This is a genomic window from Sphingomonas endolithica, from assembly GCF_025231525.1.
In the GTDB taxonomy this organism is placed as follows: Bacteria; Pseudomonadota; Alphaproteobacteria; order Sphingomonadales; family Sphingomonadaceae; genus Sphingomonas; species Sphingomonas endolithica.
This window is the reverse complement of the sequence record NZ_CP103057.1, coordinates 1,474,016-1,494,929: the sequence shown is the minus strand read 5'-3', so window position 1 is coordinate 1,494,929 and position 20,914 is coordinate 1,474,016. Positions and strand designations below refer to the sequence as shown.

At 65.9% G+C, this 20,914-nt stretch carries 19 protein-coding genes and 2 pseudogenes; 10 read left to right on the top strand and 11 right to left on the bottom strand.

Going from position 1 to position 20,914, the window contains the following annotated elements; translation table 11 throughout:
* The first annotated feature begins 30 nt into the window (after positions 1–30).
* Complete coding sequence (locus tag NV382_RS07040) at positions 31–843, top strand: ATP-binding protein (RefSeq protein WP_260599797.1); 813 nt, start codon at positions 31–33, stop codon at positions 841–843.
* A 47-nt stretch (positions 844–890) separates the two neighbouring features.
* Here the strand turns inward: NV382_RS07040 and NV382_RS19640 are convergent, their stop codons facing one another.
* From NV382_RS19640 to NV382_RS19630, 3 genes and pseudogenes are all read right to left on the bottom strand, one after another.
* A complete protein-coding gene (locus NV382_RS19640) occupies positions 891–1,127 on the bottom strand; it encodes an ABC transporter C-terminal domain-containing protein (protein WP_418066789.1) in 237 nt (78 codons plus the stop codon).
* Between the two features lie 309 nt (positions 1,128–1,436).
* Positions 1,437–1,772: pseudogene (locus tag NV382_RS19635) on the bottom strand (ATP-binding cassette domain-containing protein); the annotation flags it as partial.
* A gap of 516 nt (positions 1,773–2,288) precedes the next feature.
* Positions 2,289–2,669, bottom strand: a pseudogene (locus tag NV382_RS19630) (ATP-binding cassette domain-containing protein); the annotation flags it as partial.
* A gap of 101 nt (positions 2,670–2,770) precedes the next feature.
* Here NV382_RS19630 and NV382_RS07030 point away from each other — a divergent pair.
* The 3 genes from NV382_RS07030 to NV382_RS07020 are packed head-to-tail and all read left to right on the top strand — an operon-like array spanning position 2,771 to position 5,167.
* A complete protein-coding gene (locus tag NV382_RS07030) occupies positions 2,771–3,073 on the top strand; it encodes a PepSY domain-containing protein (RefSeq protein ID WP_260599795.1) in 303 nt (100 codons plus the stop codon).
* 32 nt (positions 3,074–3,105) lie between these two features.
* Complete coding sequence (locus tag NV382_RS07025; protein WP_260599794.1) at positions 3,106–3,771, top strand: response regulator transcription factor; 666 nt, start codon at positions 3,106–3,108, stop codon at positions 3,769–3,771.
* On the top strand, positions 3,764–5,167 hold the full coding sequence (locus tag NV382_RS07020) for a sensor histidine kinase (RefSeq protein ID WP_418066766.1): 1,404 nt from the start codon (positions 3,764–3,766) through the stop codon (positions 5,165–5,167). The genes NV382_RS07025 and NV382_RS07020 overlap by 8 nt, the downstream gene beginning before the upstream one ends.
* A gap of 134 nt (positions 5,168–5,301) precedes the next feature.
* On the opposite strand, the gene NV382_RS07015 is transcribed toward NV382_RS07020, so the two are convergent.
* Positions 5,302–6,300, bottom strand: coding sequence for an LLM class flavin-dependent oxidoreductase (locus NV382_RS07015; RefSeq protein ID WP_260599793.1), 999 nt, complete (start codon positions 6,298–6,300; stop codon positions 5,302–5,304).
* Positions 6,301–6,514: 214 nt separating this feature from the next.
* Here NV382_RS07015 and NV382_RS07010 point away from each other — a divergent pair, with 214 nt between their 5' ends.
* From NV382_RS07010 to glpX, 4 genes are read left to right on the top strand one after another with little or no spacing between them, the layout of a single operon-like run.
* A complete protein-coding gene (locus NV382_RS07010) occupies positions 6,515–7,180 on the top strand; it encodes a pyrimidine 5'-nucleotidase (protein ID WP_260599792.1) in 666 nt (221 codons plus the stop codon).
* Positions 7,177–7,992, top strand: a complete 816-nt coding sequence (dapD, locus tag NV382_RS07005; protein ID WP_260599791.1) for a 2,3,4,5-tetrahydropyridine-2,6-dicarboxylate N-succinyltransferase — start codon at positions 7,177–7,179, stop codon at positions 7,990–7,992. The genes NV382_RS07010 and dapD overlap by 4 nt, the downstream gene beginning before the upstream one ends.
* Positions 7,992–8,759: a glutaminyl-peptide cyclotransferase gene (locus tag NV382_RS07000; protein ID WP_260599790.1), complete on the top strand. Its 768-nt coding sequence runs from the start codon at positions 7,992–7,994 to the stop codon at positions 8,757–8,759. The genes dapD and NV382_RS07000 overlap by 1 nt, the downstream gene beginning before the upstream one ends.
* A 57-nt stretch (positions 8,760–8,816) precedes the next feature.
* Positions 8,817–9,785: a class II fructose-bisphosphatase gene (gene glpX / locus NV382_RS06995; protein ID WP_260599789.1), complete on the top strand. Its 969-nt coding sequence runs from the start codon at positions 8,817–8,819 to the stop codon at positions 9,783–9,785.
* A gap of 107 nt (positions 9,786–9,892) precedes the next feature.
* Here glpX and NV382_RS06990 read toward each other — a convergent pair whose 3' ends face one another.
* From NV382_RS06990 to NV382_RS06970, 5 genes are all read right to left on the bottom strand, one after another.
* Positions 9,893–10,669, bottom strand: a complete 777-nt coding sequence (locus NV382_RS06990) for an ABC transporter permease (RefSeq protein WP_260599788.1) — start codon at positions 10,667–10,669, stop codon at positions 9,893–9,895.
* Between the two features lie 103 nt (positions 10,670–10,772).
* Positions 10,773–11,711, bottom strand: coding sequence for an ABC transporter ATP-binding protein (locus NV382_RS06985; RefSeq protein WP_260599787.1), 939 nt, complete (start codon positions 11,709–11,711; stop codon positions 10,773–10,775).
* Positions 11,712–11,829: 118 nt separating this feature from the next.
* The gene (locus NV382_RS06980) at positions 11,830–12,567 is read right to left on the bottom strand and encodes a DsbA family protein (protein ID WP_312026769.1); all 738 of its coding nucleotides are present in this window, start codon (positions 12,565–12,567) and stop codon (positions 11,830–11,832) included.
* Positions 12,564–13,916, bottom strand: coding sequence for a M48 family metalloprotease (locus tag NV382_RS06975; protein WP_260599786.1), 1,353 nt, complete (start codon positions 13,914–13,916; stop codon positions 12,564–12,566). Before NV382_RS06975 ends, NV382_RS06980 begins: the two co-directional genes overlap by 4 nt.
* A 97-nt stretch (positions 13,917–14,013) precedes the next feature.
* Positions 14,014–14,634 carry a DUF4952 domain-containing protein gene (locus tag NV382_RS06970; RefSeq protein WP_260600337.1) on the bottom strand — a complete coding sequence of 207 codons (621 nt, stop codon included), beginning with the start codon at positions 14,632–14,634 and terminating at the stop codon, positions 14,014–14,016.
* Positions 14,635–14,824: 190 nt separating this feature from the next.
* On the opposite strand from NV382_RS06970, the gene NV382_RS06965 reads away from it, so the two are divergent.
* Positions 14,825–15,331, top strand: a complete 507-nt coding sequence (locus tag NV382_RS06965) for a CinA family protein (protein ID WP_260599785.1) — start codon at positions 14,825–14,827, stop codon at positions 15,329–15,331.
* A 215-nt stretch (positions 15,332–15,546) separates the two neighbouring features.
* Here NV382_RS06965 and NV382_RS06960 read toward each other — a convergent pair whose 3' ends face one another.
* Complete coding sequence (locus NV382_RS06960) at positions 15,547–18,399, bottom strand: ribonuclease E/G (protein WP_260599784.1); 2,853 nt, start codon at positions 18,397–18,399, stop codon at positions 15,547–15,549.
* A 525-nt stretch (positions 18,400–18,924) separates the two neighbouring features.
* Between NV382_RS06960 and NV382_RS06955 the strand changes: the two genes are divergently transcribed.
* Positions 18,925–20,136, top strand: a complete 1,212-nt coding sequence (locus tag NV382_RS06955) for an N-acetylmuramoyl-L-alanine amidase family protein (RefSeq protein ID WP_260599783.1) — start codon at positions 18,925–18,927, stop codon at positions 20,134–20,136.
* Positions 20,137–20,176: 40 nt separating this feature from the next.
* On the opposite strand, the gene NV382_RS06950 is transcribed toward NV382_RS06955, so the two are convergent.
* Positions 20,177–20,899 carry a hypothetical protein gene (locus tag NV382_RS06950; protein ID WP_260599782.1) on the bottom strand — a complete coding sequence of 241 codons (723 nt, stop codon included), beginning with the start codon at positions 20,897–20,899 and terminating at the stop codon, positions 20,177–20,179.
* Positions 20,900–20,914: the final 15 nt, after the last annotated feature.

Genomic DNA, 20,914 nt, shown 5'->3' with positions numbered 1-20,914 from the left:
TGCGCGGGGCGCGGCAGCTATAGGCCGCGCATGACCGATCCGCTCGACCGCATCGCCGCCGCCCTGGAACGCCTGGTTCCGGCCCCGCCATCCTCCGCCGATCCGGTTGCTCATGCCGCCTATGTGTGGCGCGGTGACGCGCTGACCGAGGCGCGTGCCTTTGCCGCACTGCCGCTCGCGCAACTGCACGGCATCGATGCCCAGAAGATCGCGCTCACCGCCAATCTCGGCCGGCTCGCGGAGGGTCATGCCGCGCACGACGTGCTGCTCTGGGGCGCGCGCGGTACGGGTAAGTCGGCGCTGGTGAAGGCGGCGGTGGCGGATCTTCAGCGGCTCGGCGCGAACCTTGCCCTGGTCGAGGTCGCCACCGCCAATCTCGCCACGCTGCCGCAGCTCTTCGCCAGCATTGCGTCCGTCTCTCGAGCGTTCGCGGTGTTCATCGATGATCTCGGCTTCGACGCGGCAGGTGATGGCCGCGCGCTACGCTCCATGCTGGAGGGCGGGGCGGAGGCTCGGCCAGCGAACGTACGCCTGCTGGTCACGTCCAACCGCCGCCACCTGATACCGCGCGACATCGCCGAGCAGGAAAGCGCGATCAACCCGCGCGATGCGGCAGACGACCAGCTTGCCCTGGCCGACCGCTTCGGGCTCAGCCTTGGCTTCCATGTCATGGACCAGGACGGCTATCTGGCCGTGGTCCGAGGCTATGCGCAGGCGCACGGCCTGCCATTCGACCCCGCCGATGCGATCGCCTGGGCAACGCGCCGCGGCAGCCGATCGGGCCGGGTGGCGTGGCATTACATCGTTGATCTCGCCGGGCGGAACAGCAAGGCCCTGGGCTGAGCGGGTATCGAACGCCTAAGGCAGGGTGAGCTTAGAGCGACCCGAGCCTAGCCTTCGGCCATCTCAGCAAGCTCCAGCCAGCGCATTTCGGCCGCTTCCTTCTCGTTGCGCGCGGCGGCGACCGCCTTGGTCAAGCGTTCGAACGCCGCAAAGTCCCGCGCATACAGGCCGTTATCCGCCAGCAGCGCCTCGTCGCGCGCAATGGCCGCCTCGATCTCCCCGATCCGCTCGGGCAACGTCTCGTAATCGCGCTGATCCTTGTAGGTCAGCTTGACTTTCGGCACCGGTGCCGGGGGAGCCGTCACCTGCACCTTGCGATTGCCGCCGCCGCGCTTGGGTGCCGCGGCCTTGCGCTTGCGCTCCCAATCCTCATAACCGCCCGCGACCACATCGACCGTGCCCGAGCCGTCGAGCCCAAGCGTGATCGTCACCGTGCGATCGAGGAAGTCGCGGTCGTGGCTGACGATCAGCACGGTACCCTCGTAATCGCCGATCACGTCCTGTAGCAGATCGAGCGTTTCCAGATCCAGATCGTTGGTCGGCTCGTCCAGCACCAGAAGGTTGCTGGGCTTGGCGAATTCGCGCGCCAGCAGCAGCCGTGATCGTTCGCCGCCCGAAAGCGTGCCGACCTTGGCATCCAGCACGTTGGGGTCGAACAGGAATTCCTTGAGGTAGCCCACGACATGCTTGCGGTTGCCCTGCACTTCGATCCAGTCGCCGCCGTCCGCCAGCACGTCGCGCACGGTCTTTTCCGGCGCCATCTTGCTGCGCTGCTGGTCGATGACGATGCGCTCCATCGTCTTCGCAAAGCGGATCTGCCCGCTATCGGGCTCTAGCTCGCCGGTCAGCAGCTTGAGCAACGTCGACTTGCCGGCACCGTTTTGACCGACGATGCCGATCCGATCCTTGCGCGTCACGCGCAGCGACAGATCGGTGATGATCGGCCGCTCGCCGAAGCTCTTCGAGATATGCTTGGCGTCGATCACCACCTTGGTCTTGGCGTCGTCGGTGCCGATCGTCAGGTTGGCCGAGCCCTGCGGCCCGATCATCGAGGCACGCTCGGCACGCATCTCGTGCAGCTTGGTCAGCCGCCCCTGGTTGCGCTTGCGCCGGCCGGTGACGCCACGCAGGAGCCAATGCTCCTCCAGCTTCAATCTCGCATCGAGCTTCTCGGCATTGCGCGCCTCGTCGGCATAGACCTGCTCGGTCCAGGCGTCGAACCCGCCAAAGCCGATCTCCGCACGGCGCACGGTGCCGCGGTCGAGCCACAAAGTCTGCTTGGTGAGGCGCGTCAGGAAGGTGCGGTCATGGCTGATCACCACGAACGCGCCGTTGAACCGCGACAGCCATTGCTCGATCCATTCGATCGCGGCGATGTCGAGATGGTTGGTCGGCTCGTCGAGCAGCAGCACGTCGGGCTCCATCGCCAGCGCGCGCACGATCGCCGCACGGCGCCGCTCGCCGCCCGAGGCCGAGGCGGCATCGCGCGACAGATCGATGCCAAGCTGATCGGCGATTGCATCCGCCTCATATTCCATCGGCGCGTCGTCGCCGGCCAGCACGTAATCGAGCAACGTCTTGTACGCGCGCAGGTCCGGCTCCTGCTCCAGCAGGATCACGCGCGTGCCGGGCTGGATCGTGCGGCGGCCCTCGTCCGCCTCGATCGATCCGGCAATCAGCTTCATCAGCGTGGTCTTGCCCGCGCCGTTGCGCCCGATCAGGGCCAGCCGGTCGCGCGGGCCGACATGGATGTCGAGGCCGCGGAACAACCACCCCGATCCTTGAATGATGCCGAGATTTTCGAATGCTAGGATTGGGGCTGCCATGGCAGCGTCCGTTAGGGCGTGTCGCCCCGGGCGGCAAGTTGCGAGAGCCTGAAGGGCCTATTCACAGGCTGTTCAACGCCTTCGCCCTATGCGACACCCCGATGAAGATGTCTTTTGCCCTCACTTTATGTCTGCTCGCCACGCCAGCGGTTGCCGATCCTGCACCCGTGCAGCGTCGCGGCGATCAGGTCGAGGCGTTCGAGGCGCGGCGCCAGGGTAAGATCCTGCCGCTGCGCGAGATTGAGTCCCGCGTCGTCCCGCAGATCCGCGGCGCACAATATCTCGGCGTCGAGCTGGACGGCTATAGCGGCATTTACACGCTCAAGTTCCTGCGCGATGGCAACGTCATCTGGGTCGACGTGGACGGCCGCTCGGGCCAGATCCTGCGCCGCACCGGCCACTGATCCGCCCTTTCGGGCAAGAGGGGATTGAATACATGCGCGTTCTGATCGTCGAAGACGAACCGAATCTCGGTCAGCAATTGAAGAACACGCTGGAAGGCGCAGGGTACGCTATCGACCTCGCTACCGACGGCGAGGAAGGCCATTTCATGGGCTCGACCGAGAATTACGATGCGATCGTGCTCGATCTCGGCCTGCCCGAGATCGACGGCCTGACCGTACTCGATCGCTGGCGCAAGGAAGGCCGCACCGCGCCGGTGCTGGTGCTCACCGCACGCGACAGCTGGTCGGACAAGGTAGCCGGGCTGGATGCCGGCGCCGACGATTATGTCGCCAAGCCGTTCCAGTCGGAGGAACTGATCGCCCGCCTGCGGGCGCTGATCCGCCGCGCCTCTGGCAATGCCTCCTCGGAACTGACTGCCGGCGATGTGCGGCTCGACACGCGATCGGGCAAGGTCACCAAGGCGGGCGAGCCGGTCAAGTTGACCGCGCAGGAATATAAATTGCTTAGCTACCTGCTGCATCACAAGGGCAAGGTGGTCAGCCGCACCGAGTTGATCGAGCATATCTACGATCAGGATTTCGATCGTGATTCGAACACGATCGAAGTGTTCGTCACGCGCATCCGCAAGAAGCTCGGCCAGGAAGTGATCACCACGATCCGCGGCCTGGGTTACAGCCTCGAAGATCCGGATGCCTGAGACAAGCGGCGCGGCGGCGGTGCCGATCGAATCGGAACCGCTGCCCAGCCGCGGCTATGTTCGCACGACCGGGAGCCTTTCGCGCCGCATGATCCTCATCGCGGCGGTGTGGATCATGCTATTGCTCACCGGGGGCGGCTACGCGCTTGACCGCGTTCTGACGCAAGCGGTGACGCGCAACTTCGACGATCAGCTCGAATATGTGCTGACCGCGCTGATCGTGTCGGCAGAAATCGGGCCTGACGGTGAGGTGGTGTTCAACCGCGAGCCTGCAGATCAGCGATTCTTGGAACCGCAATCGGGGCTATATTGGCAAGTCAGCGGTAAAGGCAGCGAGGATTTCCCATCGCGTTCGCTATGGGATCGCCGGCTGCGCTTCGGTTCGGCCCATACCGATCTCGGCATCCACATCTATGACAGCGCGCAATTTGCGGGCGAGAAGCTACGTATCCTGGAACGCGACGTCAGGCTGCCGGGATCGCCCAGGCGCTGGCGTTTCCAGGTCGCGCAGACCCGCGACGGGCTCGATCTGCAGATCAACACGCTGCGCAAGACGCTGGTGCGAAGCTTTGCATTGCTCGGCTTGGGGCTGTTGGTGATGGCGGCGTTGCAGACCTTTTACGGGCTATGGCCGCTGAGAAAGGTGCGCGAGGAAATCGCGCGCATGCGATCGGGCAAGTCGCGGCAGATCGAACGGCCGATGCCGGTCGAGGTCGCGCCGATGGTCGAGGAACTGAACGGCCTGATCGCGCACAACGAACGTCAGGCGGAGGAAGCGCGTCGCCACGCCGGCAATCTCGCGCATGCGCTAAAGACGCCGCTCACCGTGATCATGAATGCGGCGACCGCGGAGGCGGACGATCTCGGCGAGACGGTGGTGCGCGAGGCGCGGACGATGCGCCGCCAGGTTGACCATCACCTCGCCCGCGCGCGTGCCGTCGGCCGGCGCGGATCGGCGCATAGCCGCGCGGATGTGTGGCCGAGCCTCGAATCGGTCGAACGTGCGGTGGCGCGGCTATATCGCCATGTGCGGATCGACATCGATGGGCCCAAGACGCTGCAGGTCCATGTCGAGCGGCAGGATCTCGACGAGATGCTCGGCAATCTGATCGAGAATGCCGCCAAATATGGTGGCGGCAGCGTGTTCGTCACGGTCGGTCAGCATTCCGGCTTCGTCGAGTTCCTGATCGAGGACGATGGCGCGGGTATCCCGGAGGAGCAGCGCGTGCGCATCTTCGATCGCGGCGTGCGGCTGGACAGCGGCAAGCCGGGCACCGGCCTGGGGATGGCGATCGTCCGCGACGTGGCGGAGATCTACGAAGGCACGGTAAGCCTGGAAGAGAGCGAAGATCTGGGTGGGCTGCTCGTCAGACTGAGGCTACCGGCCGCAAACTGATCCTCCCCGGCACGGGGAGGTGGCAGCCGCAGGCTGACGGAGGGGGCGGGCCGGCAACGCTGGCGCTTGGGAAAGCCCCCTCCATTACTCAGCTGAAGGAGCCGAGCGGTTCCGCCACCCGTTCCGGAGAGGAGTTAAGCGGCGACCTTCAACTCGGCCATCGCCTGGGCGGTGATCTCCAGGCTGCGCTTGCGCGCTCCATGATCGTAGATCGCGCTCGCCACCATCAACTCGTCGACACCCGTCCGCGCGACGAAGGTGGCGATCTCGCGCGCCACCTTGGCCGGGCCACCGACCGCCGAGCATTGCAGCACATGATCCAGCATCGCCTGACCCTGCGCGCCGAGGCTCTCGCGATACCCGGCGAGCGGCGGCTTCATCTTGCCCGGGTTGCCAGTGCGGAGCGCGATGAACGCCTGCTGCTGCGAACTCGCCACCAGTTCCGCCTCCTCGGCGGTGTCGGCCGCGAACACGTTGAAGCCAGCCATGACGTGCGGGCGGGAGAGTGCCGCCGAGGGCTTGAAGTCGCGACGGTAGATCGCGATCGCGCTCATCAGCGCATCCGGCGCGAAATGCGATGCGAAGGCATAAGGCAGCCCGAGCGCGGCGGCGAGCTGCGCACCGAACGTGCTCGATCCCAGGATCCACAGGTCGACCTTGGCACCGGCACCCGGCGTGGCCGTGATCCCGGTCTGGCCATCGTCGGCGAAATAGCTTTGCAGCTCCAGCACGTCCTGCGGGAAGGCGTTCGCATCGGTCTCCAGCGTGCGCCGCATGGCATGCGCGACTCGCTGATCCGACCCCGGGGCCCGGCCGAGCCCGAGATCGATCCGTCCCGGAAACAGCGCATCAAGGGTACCGAACTGCTCGGCGATCGCCAGCGGCGCGTGGTTGGGCAGCATGATCCCGCCTGCGCCGATCCGGATCGTCGATGTCGCCGCGGCGATGTGCCCCAGCACCACCGATGTCGCCGCGCTGGCGATCCCGGCCATGCCGTGATGCTCCGCCGTCCAGTAGCGGCTGAAGCCGAGGCCCTCGGCATGCTGCGCGAGATCGGCGGCATTGGCCAGCGCCTGGGACACGGTACCGCCTTCTACGACGGGGACGAGATCGAGCAATGAATAGGCTGTCATGAACAAGGATGTGGGGAGGGGGACTTACTCTCGCTAGCCCCATTATGAAGGTCATCCTGAACTTGTTTCAGGATCCAGGTGCGGTCCTCCGTCTCACCGACACCGTCTATTTGGCAGGTGGCCGCGCCTGGATCCGGAAACAAGTTCAGGATGACGGGTATTGCGGGGGTCGGGGTTGCGCCACCTCACTCGGTGGCCGTAGAGCCTCACCCACATGGACCCCCGGCTCGCCCATATCGACACCTGGATCTTCGATCTCGACAATACGCTGTACCCGGCGAGCGTACGGCTGTTCGATCAGGTCGATGCCAAGATGGGCGCGTACATATCCGAACGGCTGGGCGTAGATCTGGCCGAGGCACGGCGCATCCAGAAGGGCTATTTCCATGCCCATGGCACGACGCTCGCTGGCCTGATGGCGGATCACGGCGCGGATCCGCACGAATTCCTCGCCTTCGTGCACGACATCGAGATGGACGTGCTGGAGGAGAATGCCCCGCTCGCCGCGGCGATCGCCAAGCTGCCGGGGCGCAAGATCGTCTTCACCAACGCCGATGCGCCCTATGCCACCAACGTGCTCGGGCGGCTCGGCCTGGGCAGCAGCTTCGAGGCGATCCATGACATCCACGCCATGGGTCTCGCACCCAAGCCGCAGCTATCGGCCTATGCCGGGCTGTGCGCGGCGTTCGACATCGATCCGCACACCAGCCTGTTCGCCGAGGACATGGCGCGCAATCTGGCACCGGCAAAGGCGATCGGCATGACCACCTTGTGGGTCGACAACGGCTCCGAGCAGACGCCGAACGAAACGCATGGGCACGTCGATTTCATTACCCACGACATCGGCCATTGGCTGGAAGAGATATTGGAGGCCGCATGAGCGATAATCTGCAGAAGACGATCGAGAGCGCCTGGGAAGACCGGGTGGATCTCGGCTTCACCACGGTCGGCGCTGTGCGCAGCGCGGTGGAAGAGGCGCTGGAACTGCTCGATTCGGGTGCGGCGCGCGTCGCCGAACCGGACGAGACGGGCGGCTGGCGGGTCAATCAATGGCTCAAGAAGGCAGTGCTGCTGAGCTTCCGGCTCAACGACAATGAACTGATTCAGGGGCCGGACAGCGCCACCTGGTTCGACAAGGTCCCCTCCAAGTTCGACGGCTGGGACGAGGCGCGCCACCGCGCCGCCGGGTTCCGCAGCGTGCCGGGCAGCATCGTGCGCCGCGGGGCGTTCATCGCCAAGGGCGCGATCCTGATGCCGAGCTTCGTCAATATCGGAGGCTATGTCGGCGAGAATTCGATGATCGATGCCTGGGCGACGGTTGGCAGTTGCGCGCAGATCGGCGCCAACGTGCACATATCCGGCGGCGCGGGGATCGGCGGCGTGCTCGAGCCGCTGCAGGCCGATCCGGTGATCATCGGCGACGGCGCGTTCATCGGCGCGCGCTCTGAAGTGGCGGAAGGCGTGCGCGTCGGCGAGGGCGCGGTGCTGTCGATGGGTGTCTATCTCGGCGCCTCGACCAAGATCATCGATCGGGCGACCGGCGAGGTGTTCAAGGGCGAAGTGCCGCCTTACGCCGTCGTCGTGCCGGGCAGCACGGGTGGCGATCTCGGCCTGTATTGCGCGGTGATCGTCAAGCGGGTTGATGCGCAGACCCGCTCCAAGACCAGCATCAACGATCTGCTGCGCGATTGATGCGCGCGCTGATCGCCGCGATCGCGCTGCTGGCGGCGCCCTGTGCCGCGCAGACTGCGATTCCGGTCGCGCCGGCGACGGTGGTCAAGGCGTACCCGCACGATCCCAAGGCCTATACCGAAGGTCTGTTCTACCAGGACGGTGCCTTGTACGAGAGTACGGGCGAAGTCGGCCGTTCGGGCATCCGCAAGGTCGATCTCGCCACCGGTCGCGTGTTGAAGAGCGTCGCCATGCCGCCGCCTTTGTTCGGCGAAGGCATTGCGGCGTGGCGCGGGCAGATCGTCAGCCTGACCTGGAAGGACGGGATCGGCTTCCGCTGGTCGCTCGACGGGTTCCGCAAGCTCGGCAGCTTCCGCTATCCGGGCGAGGGCTGGGCGCTGACGGCCGATGCCGATGGCCTGATCATGTCGGACGGCACGCCGACGTTGCGCTTCCTCGATCCGGGCACCTTCAAGCAGCGTCGCACCTTGCTGGTCACCGCAGACGGCGTGCCGGTCGAACGGCTGAACGAGATCGAATATGTCGAGGGCGAGATCCTCGCCAATGTCTGGCTGACCGATCGCATCGCGCGGATCGATCCGAAGACCGGGCATGTGATCGGCTGGATCGATCTTACAGCGTTGCACCAGCGCGCCGGCGTGTTCGGCACCGATCAGGTTCCCAACGGCATCGCCTGGGATGCCAAGGCACGGCGTCTGTTCGTCACGGGCAAGGAGTGGCCGTTGCTGTTCGAGATCGCGCCGCCGCGTTCTGCCGGTCGCCGCTGAGTCTCGACACGGCAACACACGCCGCCTAACGACACCGGCAACAACAAGGGATTTTTCATGACCACTACCGCCAGCAAGGTCCTCGACCGCGTTCTCGTGCTCGAAATGGTACGCGTCACCGAGGCTGCGGCCGTGGCGGCCTCCAAGCTGGTCGGGCGCGGTGACGAAAAGGCGGCCGATGCCGCCGCCGTCGAGGCGATGCGCGAGGCGCTGAACGAGCTCTACATGGACGGCACCGTGGTGATCGGCGAGGGCGAGCGAGACGAGGCGCCGATGCTGTTCATCGGCGAAAAGGTCGGCTCTGCGATCGGCAAGGGCCCGAAGATCGACATCGCGCTCGATCCGCTGGAAGGCACGACGATCTGCGCCACCGCTGGCCCCAACAGCCTGGCCGTGCTGGCGATCGCCGAACAAGGCGGGCTGCTCAACGCGCCTGACGTGTACATGGACAAGATCGCGGTCGGCCCCGGCTACCCCGAGGGCATCATCGATCTGGACCGCACGCCGACTGAGAATATCTGCGCGCTGGCGGCGGCCAAGGGCGTCGAGCCATCGGAGATCATCGCCTGCGTGCTGGATCGCCCGCGCCACGAGAAACTGATCGCCGAACTGCGTGCGCTGGGGGTCGGCATCATGCTGATCGGCGACGGCGACGTGGCGGGCGTGATCGCCACGACCAACCCGGATACGACGATCGACATCTATATGGGCTCGGGCGGGGCGCCGGAGGGCGTGCTCGCGGCCGCGGCTTTACGCTGCGTCGGCGGGCAGTTCAAGGGCCGCTTGCTGTTCCGCAACGACGACGAGCGCGGCCGTGCGGCCAAGTGGGGCGTGACCGATCTCGACAAGCAATACGACCTCACCGAACTTGCCAAGGGCGACTGCATTTTTGCCGCCACCGGCGTAACCGACGGGTCGTTGCTGGCGGGGGTGAAGCGCAAGGGCGGTACGATGACGACGGAGAGCGTGGTAATGCGCGCGTCGAGCGGCACGGTGCGCTGGGTGAAGGGAGAACATCGGCTTTGAGGCAATCCTCCCCGGCACGGGGAGGTGGCAAGCGAAGGCTGACGGAGGGGGTGGGCCGGCAGCGCATCCGTTGCGCTCGCGGAAGCCCCTTCCCGTACCGGGGAGGATTACGACTTCATCCGATAGCCCGTCTTGAAGATCCAGGCGATCACGCCCAGGCACAGCAGCAGGAACGCGAAGGTGAACGCGAGGCTGGCGCCCACCCCGACATCGCCTTGCCCGAAGAAGCTCCAGCGGAAGCCGCTGACCAAATACACGACCGGGTTGAACAGGCTGACCGTGCGCCACGCCGGCGGCAGCATGTCGATCGAGTAGAACGCACCACCAAGGAACGTAAGCGGTGTGATCAGAAGCGCCGGCACGAAGTTCAACTGCTCGAACCCCTTGGCCCAAACGCCGATGATGAACCCGAACAGGCTGAACGCCACGCTGGTCAGCACCAGAAAGGCGAGCATCATCACCGGGTGCTTGATCGGCAGATCGACGAACAGCATCGCGGTGGCCAGGATGATCAGCCCCAGGATCACCGACTTGGTCGTCGCCGCGCCGACATAGCCTAGCACCATCTCCATTGCCGACACGGGCGCCGAAAGCAGCTCGTAGATCGTGCCCGTGAATTTCGGGAAGTAGATGCCGATCGACGCATTGGCGATGCTCTGCGTCAGCAGCGAGAGCATGATCAGCCCAGGCACGATGAAGCTGCCATAGCCGACGCCGTCGACCGACTGCATGCGGCTGCCGATCGCGCCGCCGAACACGACGAAATATAGCGAGGTGGTGATCACCGGGGTCGCCACGCTCTGCCACAAGGTGCGCAGCGCGCGCGCCATCTCGAAGCGGTAGATCGCCCACACGCCATGCGCGTTGAAACCGTTCGCGCTCATTGCACTACTCCGTTCAATTCGAGCGCAGTCGAGAAACCGGTTCTTGGGACATGCTTCTCGACTGCGCTCGAAGCGAACGGGGAGGGGACAGGCACAGGGAAGCTCATGCCGCTTCCTTCCGTTCGACCAGGTCGACGAAGATGTCTTCGAGCGAACTGCGATGCGTATCGAGATCGGTATAGCCGATCCCCAATGCCGCAAGCTTGGCGAGCAGCGCCGGGATACCGTCTTTGTCGCCATCGCTCTCGGCGACGAACACGTGGCGCAGCTTGTGGCCGTCCTCGACCAGCTCGACATCCCAGCCATCAAGCGCCGCCGGGACGACAGTAAGCGGCTCGCTCAGCGACACCAGCACCTGCCGCTTGCCCAGCCGCTTCATCAGTTCGGTCTTGCGCTCGACCAGCACGAGCTTGCCCTTGTCGATCACCCCGACGCGGTCGGCCATCTCCTCGGCCTCCTCGATATAGTGCGTGGTGAGGATGATCGTCGTACCCTTCTCGCGCAGCCGGTGGATCAGCTTCCACATGTCGCGGCGCAGTGACACGTCGACCCCCGCCGTCGGCTCGTCGAGGAACAGGATGTCGGGCTCATGGCTGAGCGCCTTGGCGATCAGCACGCGGCGCTTCATGCCGCCGGACAATTCCATGATCTTGGCGTCGCGCTTGTCCCACAGCGACAGATCGCGCAGCACTTCCTCGATATAGGCGTCGTGGCCCGATCGCCCGAACAGGCGGCGGCTGAACTTGACGGTGGCCAGCACCGTCTCGAACATGTCGACCGACAATTCCTGCGGCACCAGGCCGACCAGGCGGCGCGCGGCGCGGAAATCCTTGATCGCGTCGTGCCCCACGACCGTGATCGTGCCGCTGCTGGGCGTGACGATGCCGCAGATGATGCTGATCAGCGTCGTCTTGCCCGCGCCGTTGGGCCCGAGCAGCGCGAAGATCTCGCCTTTTTCAATTTCCAGGTCGATCGGCGACAATGCCGTGGTGCCGGACTTGTACGTCTTGGAGACGCCGGCGACGGATAGGATAATTGACAAGTTGTGGGGCCCCCTTGGATGGCGTGGAGATGGGGGCAGGGGCCGGATGGCGCAACCGGGGGCGAAACGATTGATGGTTCTGTTCCCCCGCCTCGGCCGGGGAACAGGTGCGTGCCGGTTACGCGCCGCGCGCGGCCTGGACCGCTTTCTCCAGTTCCTCCAGCGGTAGTGCGGCCGAGACCACGCGGTTGCCGATCACCCAGCTTGGCGTGCCGGTCATGCCCAATTGCTGGGCCATGGCGCGGTTGGTGGCGATTTCCGTGTCGGCACGCGCGGACATGGCCGTCGCCTTCGCCATGTCGAGCCCGGCCGTCTTCGCAGCGGCCGCCATGCTGTCGGCACTCACCGGGCCACCCGCATAGAGCGCATCGTGGAACGACTTGAACTTGCCCTGCGCAGCCGCGGCTAGGCTGAGCTTGGCGGCGGTGCCGCTTTCCTCGGTCAGGATCGGCCATTCGCGAAACACGATCTTCACCTGCGGATCGCGCTCGATCAGTTGCGCGATGATCGGCAGGCTGGAGCGGCAATAGCCGCAATTATAGTCGAAATATTCGACCACGGTGACGTCGCCCTTGGCATTGCCCGCCCAGGCGCCGTCGAACGGCTCCAGGATCGCCGCGCGATTGGCGGCGATGACCTTGCCGGTCTGGCCATCCTGCAAGCGCTGCATCGCCTGCGGGATGAGTTCGGGATGCTCCAGCACGTAATCGCGCACGACATTTTCCACCCGCGCCTTGTCGACGCCCGATAGCGAGCCGGGCGCGGCGCGCTGCAGGCCCCACATGCCTGCCCCGCCGGCCACCGCGCCGAGCAGGAGGACGGCGGCCAGCAGCACTGGATTACGAAGCCCGTTCATTGCTTGCGATACTTTTTGGGGTTGTCGTCCATGTCGTTCTGCGCGGTCATCGCAATGTCCTGCGCGCGCACCCAGTCGCGGCTGTTGGGCGGCAGCCCAGCCATCGCGCCGCGTGCGCTATAGGCGGCGGTGCGCGAATCGCCATTCTGGCTGGCGCGCTCGGCGGTCGCGAGCAGGGCGCGCGGCTCGTCGCCGGTGCGCTCGTACACCGTGCCCAATTGATACCAGGCGAAGGGGTTCTCCTGGTCGCGGTTCACGGCCTGGCGCAGCACGCGCACCGCCTCGGGATAATTGGCCTTGTCCTCGGTTGCGATCAGCGCGTGGCCGAAGGTCGTGGCGATCAGCGGCGAATTGTTCGACCGCACCGTCGCCTCGCGCAGCGGCACCAGCGCGTCGACCGGCTTGCCCGCCTCGAGCAGGATCTGCCCCTGGATTTCGAGGAAATAGGGATCGTGCGGATCGGCCTTGATCAGCGCCGCCGCCTCGGCATCGGCTTTGTCGGGGTAGCCCGCCTTGTGCCAGGCATAGGCCCGCGCATAATGCGCGTACACGCTGTGATCCTCTTCCGGATAGATGTTCAGCGTCGTCTTGGGATCGGCGACATAGCCGCGCAGTTTCGCCTTCACCCGTTTGAAGCGTTCCTCCAGCGCGAGATCGGGCTTGGCGTTCCACGATGCGCCGCTCATCAGATCGTTCTTGAGGTTCTCGATACGCTGGCCGCTCAACGGGTGGCTCTGCGCGAACGGATCGATGTTCTTCAGGCCGTAGGCATATTCCTGGTTCTGCAGCTTACGGAAGAAAGACAGCATCCCGCGCCCGGACACGCCCGAGGCGTTGAGATATTTGGCGCCGGCGGCATCGGCGGTCGATTCCTGCACGCGCGTGAAGGCCAGGAACTTGCCCATCGCCGCGCTTTGCCCAAGCCCCATCAGCGCCATGCCCGCATCGCCGGCACCCGCCACCGCGGCGGCGATGCCGACCACCATGCTGAGCAGGGTGATGCCGATCGCCGGCCTGGTGCCCTGATCCTGCAGCACGACATGGCCATCGGCGATGTGGCCGAGTTCGTGCGCGATCACGCCTTGCACTTCGTTGGCATTGTCGGCCGCCTGCAGCAGCCCGGAATGGACATAGACGGTCTGGCCGCCGGCCACGAAGGCGTTGATCGAATCGTCGTTGATCATGACGACGCGGACATTGGCGGGCGACAATCCCGCGGCGATGATCATCGGCCGCGACATGTCGTTGAACATCGCCTCGGTCTCGGCATCGCGCAGGATCGACTGCGCCGCCGCCGGTTGCGCCCAGAGCAGGAGGGAGGCCGCGATCCCCGCGACGAGTTTCTTCATGCCCGACATATCGGGAAGTTTGCCGATGGTTACAATCGGCGGCAGAGCATCCGACCTTCCGCAAAGGCGTCTAAGCTGTGTCACGCCGCCGGCCACGCTAGATTTCCTCCGTCAGCATCTCGACGGTGACGTGAAAGGTCGCGATCTCGCTCCAGGCCTCGCGGCGGCTCACTGAGGTTTCTTCCGACACCATCGAGATCATGAACTGCCCGCCTTGATCGTCGTCGAAGCTGGCAGGGGCGGAATCCCACTGGCAGCAAGATCTCTTGAGCGAGTGCAGGCCGGTGGCGCGGATCAGATATGTCTCGACCGCGGCGGCATGCCCGCCATCGACATCATACGTCGCACGCATCGGCGCTGCCTGGGCATCGGGGAACGACCTGCAGCCGGTATATCGGAGCTCCGCCGGTTTGCGACTCAGTCGGGCGAGCAGATCCCCACAGCCTTTCGCCACGTTGCCTGAACGCTGCTGAGAGCTGGTGGCAGCCGGTCCGCTCGTAAAAGGTGACCCTGCCGTCGCCGGTTGCGCGCAGAGCAGGAGGAAGGTCGCGCTGCTCGCGACCCACCGCACCGCAGTGAGATTTGCCTTGGCAGGGGACGATCGATGGCAGGGCGGTGCAGCCGGGTACCGGCTGCGAATGTTGAGGATCTTGAAGCGCGAGCACGCTTTCGACAGGCGCGCGGCACCGCCGCGTCGAGCGGATCGCCCCGGTGGCATCATCGGCAAGTGCCACCCCTGCGTACGGATCAAAGGTGCGTCGATCATCTTCCCCACGTGCCACGGTTACGGGGTTGTAGGACAGGGATTTCTGCATGTTCGCTCGTCAAGGTTCGGGCTTACCCGACGGCGGTTGATGGGAACGGTCGAGCGCGTGCCGTGTTGAGATTGCCAACAAAGAGAGGAGCTTATGGTCGAAACACTGTCCCCGGTGCTGTCCGAGCGCGTCGAGCGACTGACGGAAACCCTGTTGCAGGAAGCCAATGATGCCGGGCTGATGCTGGCCACGGCGGAGAGCTGCACTGGTGGATTGCTTGCCTCGTTGTTGACCGACGTGGATGGCGGCGGGCACGTCTTCGATCGCGGCTTCGTGGTCTATAGCGAGCATGCCAAGTGCGAGCTGCTGGGGCTCGCGCAGCAGCAGATCGATTGCTGCGGGGCGGTCAGCCGTGATGTCGCGGTCGCCATGGCGGAGGGCGCGCTGGCGGCATCGGATGCGCAGGTGGCGCTGGCGATTACCGGCTTTGCCGGGCCCGGCGCGCCCGGTGACGAGCCTGGGCTGGTCCATTTCGCCTGCGCCCGCGAAGGCCGCGACATTGCGCACCGCGAGGAGCATTTCGGCGATATCGGCCGGGGCGGCGTGCGGCAGGCTTGCCTCGAGGTGGCGCTGGAGATGATGGTGGCCGCGGTGCGGTGAATTGTTCCCCGGCGTAGGCCGGGGTCCAGGCGGACCGGTTGATGTGAGCGAGCGCAGCGCCAGTCACACCGATGCCGCGACTAGGCCCGGGCTTCCGCCGGGGAGCTGGCTGGGTGTGGCTACATATCCGTTCTCGATGCAGCGCGTGTCGTGCGCCCAAACGAAAAAGGCCCCCTCCCAGGCGGGAGAGGGCCTTGTCCTAGCCGTTCAGGCGATCACGCGCCGAAGGTACGCTGCCACCAGCCGCGGCGCGGGCTGCCCGCTTCGCCCGGATCGGCATCGATCTCGCGCTCGGCCGGTGCATCGTCGCCATCGCTGTCGGCCTCGACCGGCGCTGCCTCGGCGACCAGCGGGAGCGCCGGCGCGTCGATGGCGGGCTCTGCCTCCGGCGAGGCATCCGCCTCGACCGGTGCCGCCGCCTTCTTGCGCGGTGCACGGCGCTTCGGCTTAGGGGCAGGCTCTTCCGAGACCGGCACGTCCATCATCGCCGGGCTGTCGACTGCGGCTTCTTCGGCCGGAGCGGCATCCTCAGCCGGCGCATCGACCGGCTTGGTCTTGCGACGGCTCCTTTTGGGCTTGGCCGGCGCTTCGGCTTCGGCTTCGGCAACAGGCGCGGCTTCCTCGACCGGTGCCGCTTCGACGGCCGCCTCGACAATGGCGGGCGTGGCCTCGGCGGCGCGCGCGCGAGGGCGGCGGCGACCCTTTTTGGGCGCTTCCTCCTCGATCGGCGCTGCGGGCAGTGCCAGCTCGGGCTCCGGTGCCTCGGTCACCGGTGCCTCGGCCATCGCCGCCACATCGCCCTCCGACGTGGCGTCAGCCGCGTCCGCCGGCGTGCCAGTCTCGCTGCGCTCGCCTTCGTTGCGGCGACCGCCACGACGACCGCGACGCCCGCGACGACGACGGCCTTCGCCGCCTTCGTCATTGGCCGCGACCGGCTGCTCGCCGACGAACTCGGCCTCGTCGTCCGCCACTGCTTCGCCTGTCACGTCGCCGGCAAAACCGTCGGCTTCGATCTCGTCGGCCGATTCGGTGTCGTCCGAAACACGCGGCGTGCCTTCCTCGCCCTCGGGACGATTGCGACCGCGACGCCCGCGGCGGCGGCGGCGCTTGCGGCTGCCGCCCTCGTCATTGGCATCGTCGGCGCGCTCGGGGCGATCGCCGCCCTCGCGCGGCTCGCGCGGGGCACGGGGCTCGGCCACTTCCTCGATTTCGTCCTCGACCTCGTCGAACTCTTCCTCGATCTCTTCGGGATAGTCCTCCTCGATCTCGACGATCGGTGCAGCGAAGCGCGGTGGGTGTGCCGGTGGCGGTCCGCTGACCTCGACCGACATGCGGGCGCCTTCATGATCGCCATCGGGCGTCACTTCGACCGAGATGCCGTAGCGCTCCTCGATCTCGGCCAGCTCGTCGCGCTTGCGATTGAGCAGGTAGAAGGCGGCTTCCATGCTGGCATGCAGCGTCAGGATCGAGCCGCGGCCCTGCGCCGCTTCGTCCTCGATCAGGCGCAGCGCCGACACGCCGGACGAGGATGCGGTACGCACCAGGCCGGTACCTTCGCAATGCGGGCACTGGCGCGTGGACGCTTCCAGCACGCCGGTGCGCAGCCGCTGGCGGCTCATTTCCATCAGCCCGAAGCTGGAGATGCGGCCGACCTGGATGCGCGCGCGATCGTTCTTCAGCGCGTCCTTCATCGCCTTCTCGACCTTGCGGACGTTCGAGCCGTTATCCATGTCGATAAAGTCGATTACGACCAGCCCGGCCATGTCGCGCAGCCGCAACTGGCGCGCGATTTCCTGCGCCGCTTCCAGGTTGGTGGCGGTGGCGGTCTGCTCGATCGAATGCTCGCGCGTCGAACGGCCCGAGTTGATGTCGATCGACACCAGCGCCTCGGTCGGGTTGATCACCAGGTACCCGCCCGATTTCAGCTGCACCACCGGATGGTACATCGCGGCGAGCTGTTCCTCGACATGCGCGCGCTGGAACAGCGGCACGGCATCCGAATAATGCTTCACCTTGCGCGCATGGCTCGGCATCAGCAGCTTCATGAACTCGCGCGCCTGGCGATAGCCTTCCTCGCCCTCCACGATCACCTCGTCGATATCCTTGTTGTAGATATCGCGGATTGCACGCTTCAGCAGGTCGCTGTCGCCATAGACGCAGGCCGGCGCCGACGACGTCAGCGTCGTCTCGCGGATGCCGTCCCACAGGCGGGCGAGATAATCGAAGTCGCGCTTGATCTCCTGGCGCGTGCGCTGGAGCCCGGCGGTGCGCACGATGCAGCCCATCGACGGGGGCAGCTTCATGTCCGCCATGATCGATTTCAGCCGCTTGCGATCGCCCGCATTGCTGATCTTGCGGCTGATCCCGCCGCCATGCGACGTGTTGGGCATCAGCACGCAGTACCGGCCGGCCAGCGACAGATAGCTGGTCAGCGCCGCGCCCTTGTTGCCGCGTTCTTCCTTCACGACCTGCACCAGCAGCACCTGTCGGCGGCGGATGACGTCCTGGATCTTGTAGCGGTGGCGCAGGTTGCTGCGGCGCTCGCGCAGATCCTCGACCGCCTCGTCGGTGGCGGTGCGCTTGCGGCGACCGCGGCCCCGGCCTTCGCCATTGCCCTCGGCGGCGACTTCCGCCTCTACGCCGCCATCGTCCTCGAAGCGCTCGACGCTGTCTTCGTCGATCTCGGCATCGTCATCGTCATCATGCTCGTCGCCGGCGTCGCCATGCAGTTCGTCCTCGTCATCGTCGTAATCGGCGCGCAATGCCGCTTCCTCGGCGGCATGCTCGGCCTCTTCGCGCAGCAGCGCGTCGCGATCCTCCTTGGGGATCTGGTAGTAATCGGGGTGGATTTCGCTGAACGCCAGGAATCCGTGGCGATTGCCGCCATAATCCACGAACGCCGCCTGCAGCGACGGCTCTACACGGGTAACCTTGGCGAGATAGATGTTGCCCTTGAGCTGCTTGTGCTCGGAGGATTCGAAATCAAATTCCTCGATACGGGTTCCGTTGACGACCGCCACGCGGGTCTCTTCCCGGTGGCGTGCGTCGATCAGCATACGCGTTGTCATATAATGTTCTCCGGGCGCGCGGTCCGGTGCCCGGGGCTTCCCGCCGCGCGCGATTGTGATGCGGCGTCGCGGTGGCGGGATTGCCGCCCTGATGCGTGCCGTTGTTGGACGGTATTGCCTCTGTTCGCGATGCAAGCCCCGGCATCTGGCCCTGGGCGCCTGCCACGTCCGCAATCCCGCCGGCAAATGCCGGGCGGAGCGGAGGGCAGGGGAAATGCATCATGCGAACGTCAACCTGGATCGGCCGTGTCCGAGGATCCGGTGCGGCCATGTAGACCGGCGAGGCGCGAACGCAGTGCCGGTGCAACTTCATGACTAGCACCGGACTGGGCGAACGGCAACTGGCAGCTTCTGGCCGCTGATCCGGCAACAATCTGCCGAACGTCACATTAACCAAGTCGATTCACCGAGCCGGAACACGCTTGGCGCTACTGCCAATCCTACTGCTGTATTCACTTGCACTGGGACCCCCCGCCCATGTCTTTTAGCTGGACCGCGCCCCATCGGGCACGGCAATACCCCCGCGTGTCGTTGCTTCTTGCCCTTCTCGCCTGCTGGTTCGCCGGCACTCCGGGCTGGGCCGCCCGGGTCGAGCATGTCGAGGTCAAGCGCGACCGCATCGTCGTGCGGTTCGACGAGATAGTCGCCGACGCCTCCGCCTTCGTGCTTGCCGGCCCCAACCGCATCGCGCTGGACGTGGGCGGCGCCCGACCGGGCGGTCGTACCGAAACCGGCGGTGCGGTGAGTGCGGTGCACCAGGCATCGCGCGGCGCGCAGGGTATGCGCCTGATGTTCGATCTGTCGCGCCCGACCGTGGTGACGCAAGGCCGCTTCGGCGATGGTGGGCGCGAACTAACGCTGGAACTGCGCAGCGTCGATGACGATCGCTTCGCGCAAGCGGCGGCGGTGCGTCAGCGCACGAGCTTCCTGCCGTCGCTCGGCCTTGGCGGCAAAGGCGTTCGTAAAGCGCGCTACGAAGTGTCGATGCCGATCCCGCGCGCCAGTCGCAAGCTCGCGCTGCCGCGCGTCTATGGCGATGACGATAGCCGTCCGTTGGTGGTGATCGATGCCGGGCATGGCGGCGTCGATCCCGGCGCGATCTCGCCGACCGACAATCGCCGCGAAAAGGACGTGACGCTGCGCATCGCCAAGTCGATCCGCGACGAACTGCTCCGCTCCGGCCGAGTGCGCGTAGCGCTGACGCGCGAGGATGACCGCTTCCTCGTGCTGCGCGAGCGCTACGGCATCGCGCGCAAGTTGAAGGCGAGCCTGTTCATCTCGATCCATTGCGACAGCGTGGGTTCGGGCACGGCCACCGGTGCCTCGGTTTACACCCTCTCGGAAGTCGCTTCGGACAAGGAATCCGCTCGGCTGGCGGCGCGCGAGAACAAGGCGGACATCATCTCGGGCGTCGATCTCGGCGGCACGACGACCGACATCTCCTCGATCCTGATCGATCTGACGCAGCGAGAGACGATGAATTCCTCGGCCAGCTTCGCGCGGCTGCTGGGCCGCGAGGCGCGACCATTGATGCCGCTCAAGCCCAACTTCCATCGCATGGCATCTTTGATGGTGCTGAAGGCGCCCGACATGCCCTCGATCCTGTTCGAGACGGGCTATATCTCCAATCCGCAGGACGTCGCCTTCATCGACTCCAGCGAGGGCCGCGGCCGCATCGCCGAAAGCGTGCGCCGCGCAGTCGACATCCATTTCGCTCGCCGGCTGGCGGCAAACTGAGCGCATCGCAGCCCGGCGGGCTGCGATGCGCTCGGGCCGGTCACGGCAGCAGGAAGTTGGTCGTGACCTTCTTGGCGTCCGTGGTGATCGAGGCATAGCCGCCCGATTTGATGTCGTTCGACGCCAGGCGCCCCTCGACGTCGAGGCGCAATTTGTGCGTGTTGTTGAAGCCGTCCGGCCCGGACAGCCGCACGCCAGACCAGGCATAGCGGCTGTACACGCTGCTCAGCTTGGCCTTTTGCGCGTCCATGATCGCGGTCAGCCCCGCAGCATTGACCTGCGACAGCGGGATCAGGTGATCCTCGAGGTTGAACTTGGCAGCGTTGCCCATCACCGAGATCTCGACCGGGCTCGGCGGGTCGAACTTGCCCGTTGCGATATCCAGCCTCGTGCCGACCAACTTCCGCGGATCGCTGGGGTTCTGATATTGTACCGTGCAGCTGGTCAGTTCGCCTTGGGGCTCGCGGTCCCCGCTGTCGATCGCGCTGCCGGAACTGAAGAACGAGATGATCTCCGAGACCTTCGTGTCCGGGCCGAGATGTTTGGCGATGGCGCGGAAGCAGACGTCGGGGCCATCGGCCAGGGTAGGGGCCACCGCCTTGGCTTCCTTGGGTGCGGCAGCCACGCCGGCCGGCTGGGCGTCCGTCGCGGCCGTGGCCGACGTCGCGTTATTGGCTGCAGTGTCGCCGCCACCGCAGGCGGACAGTCCGATCGTAAGAGCAAAAGCGAGGCATAAGGTGGCAGGCTGCGATCTGGATATCATGTCGTGCTCCCGGTT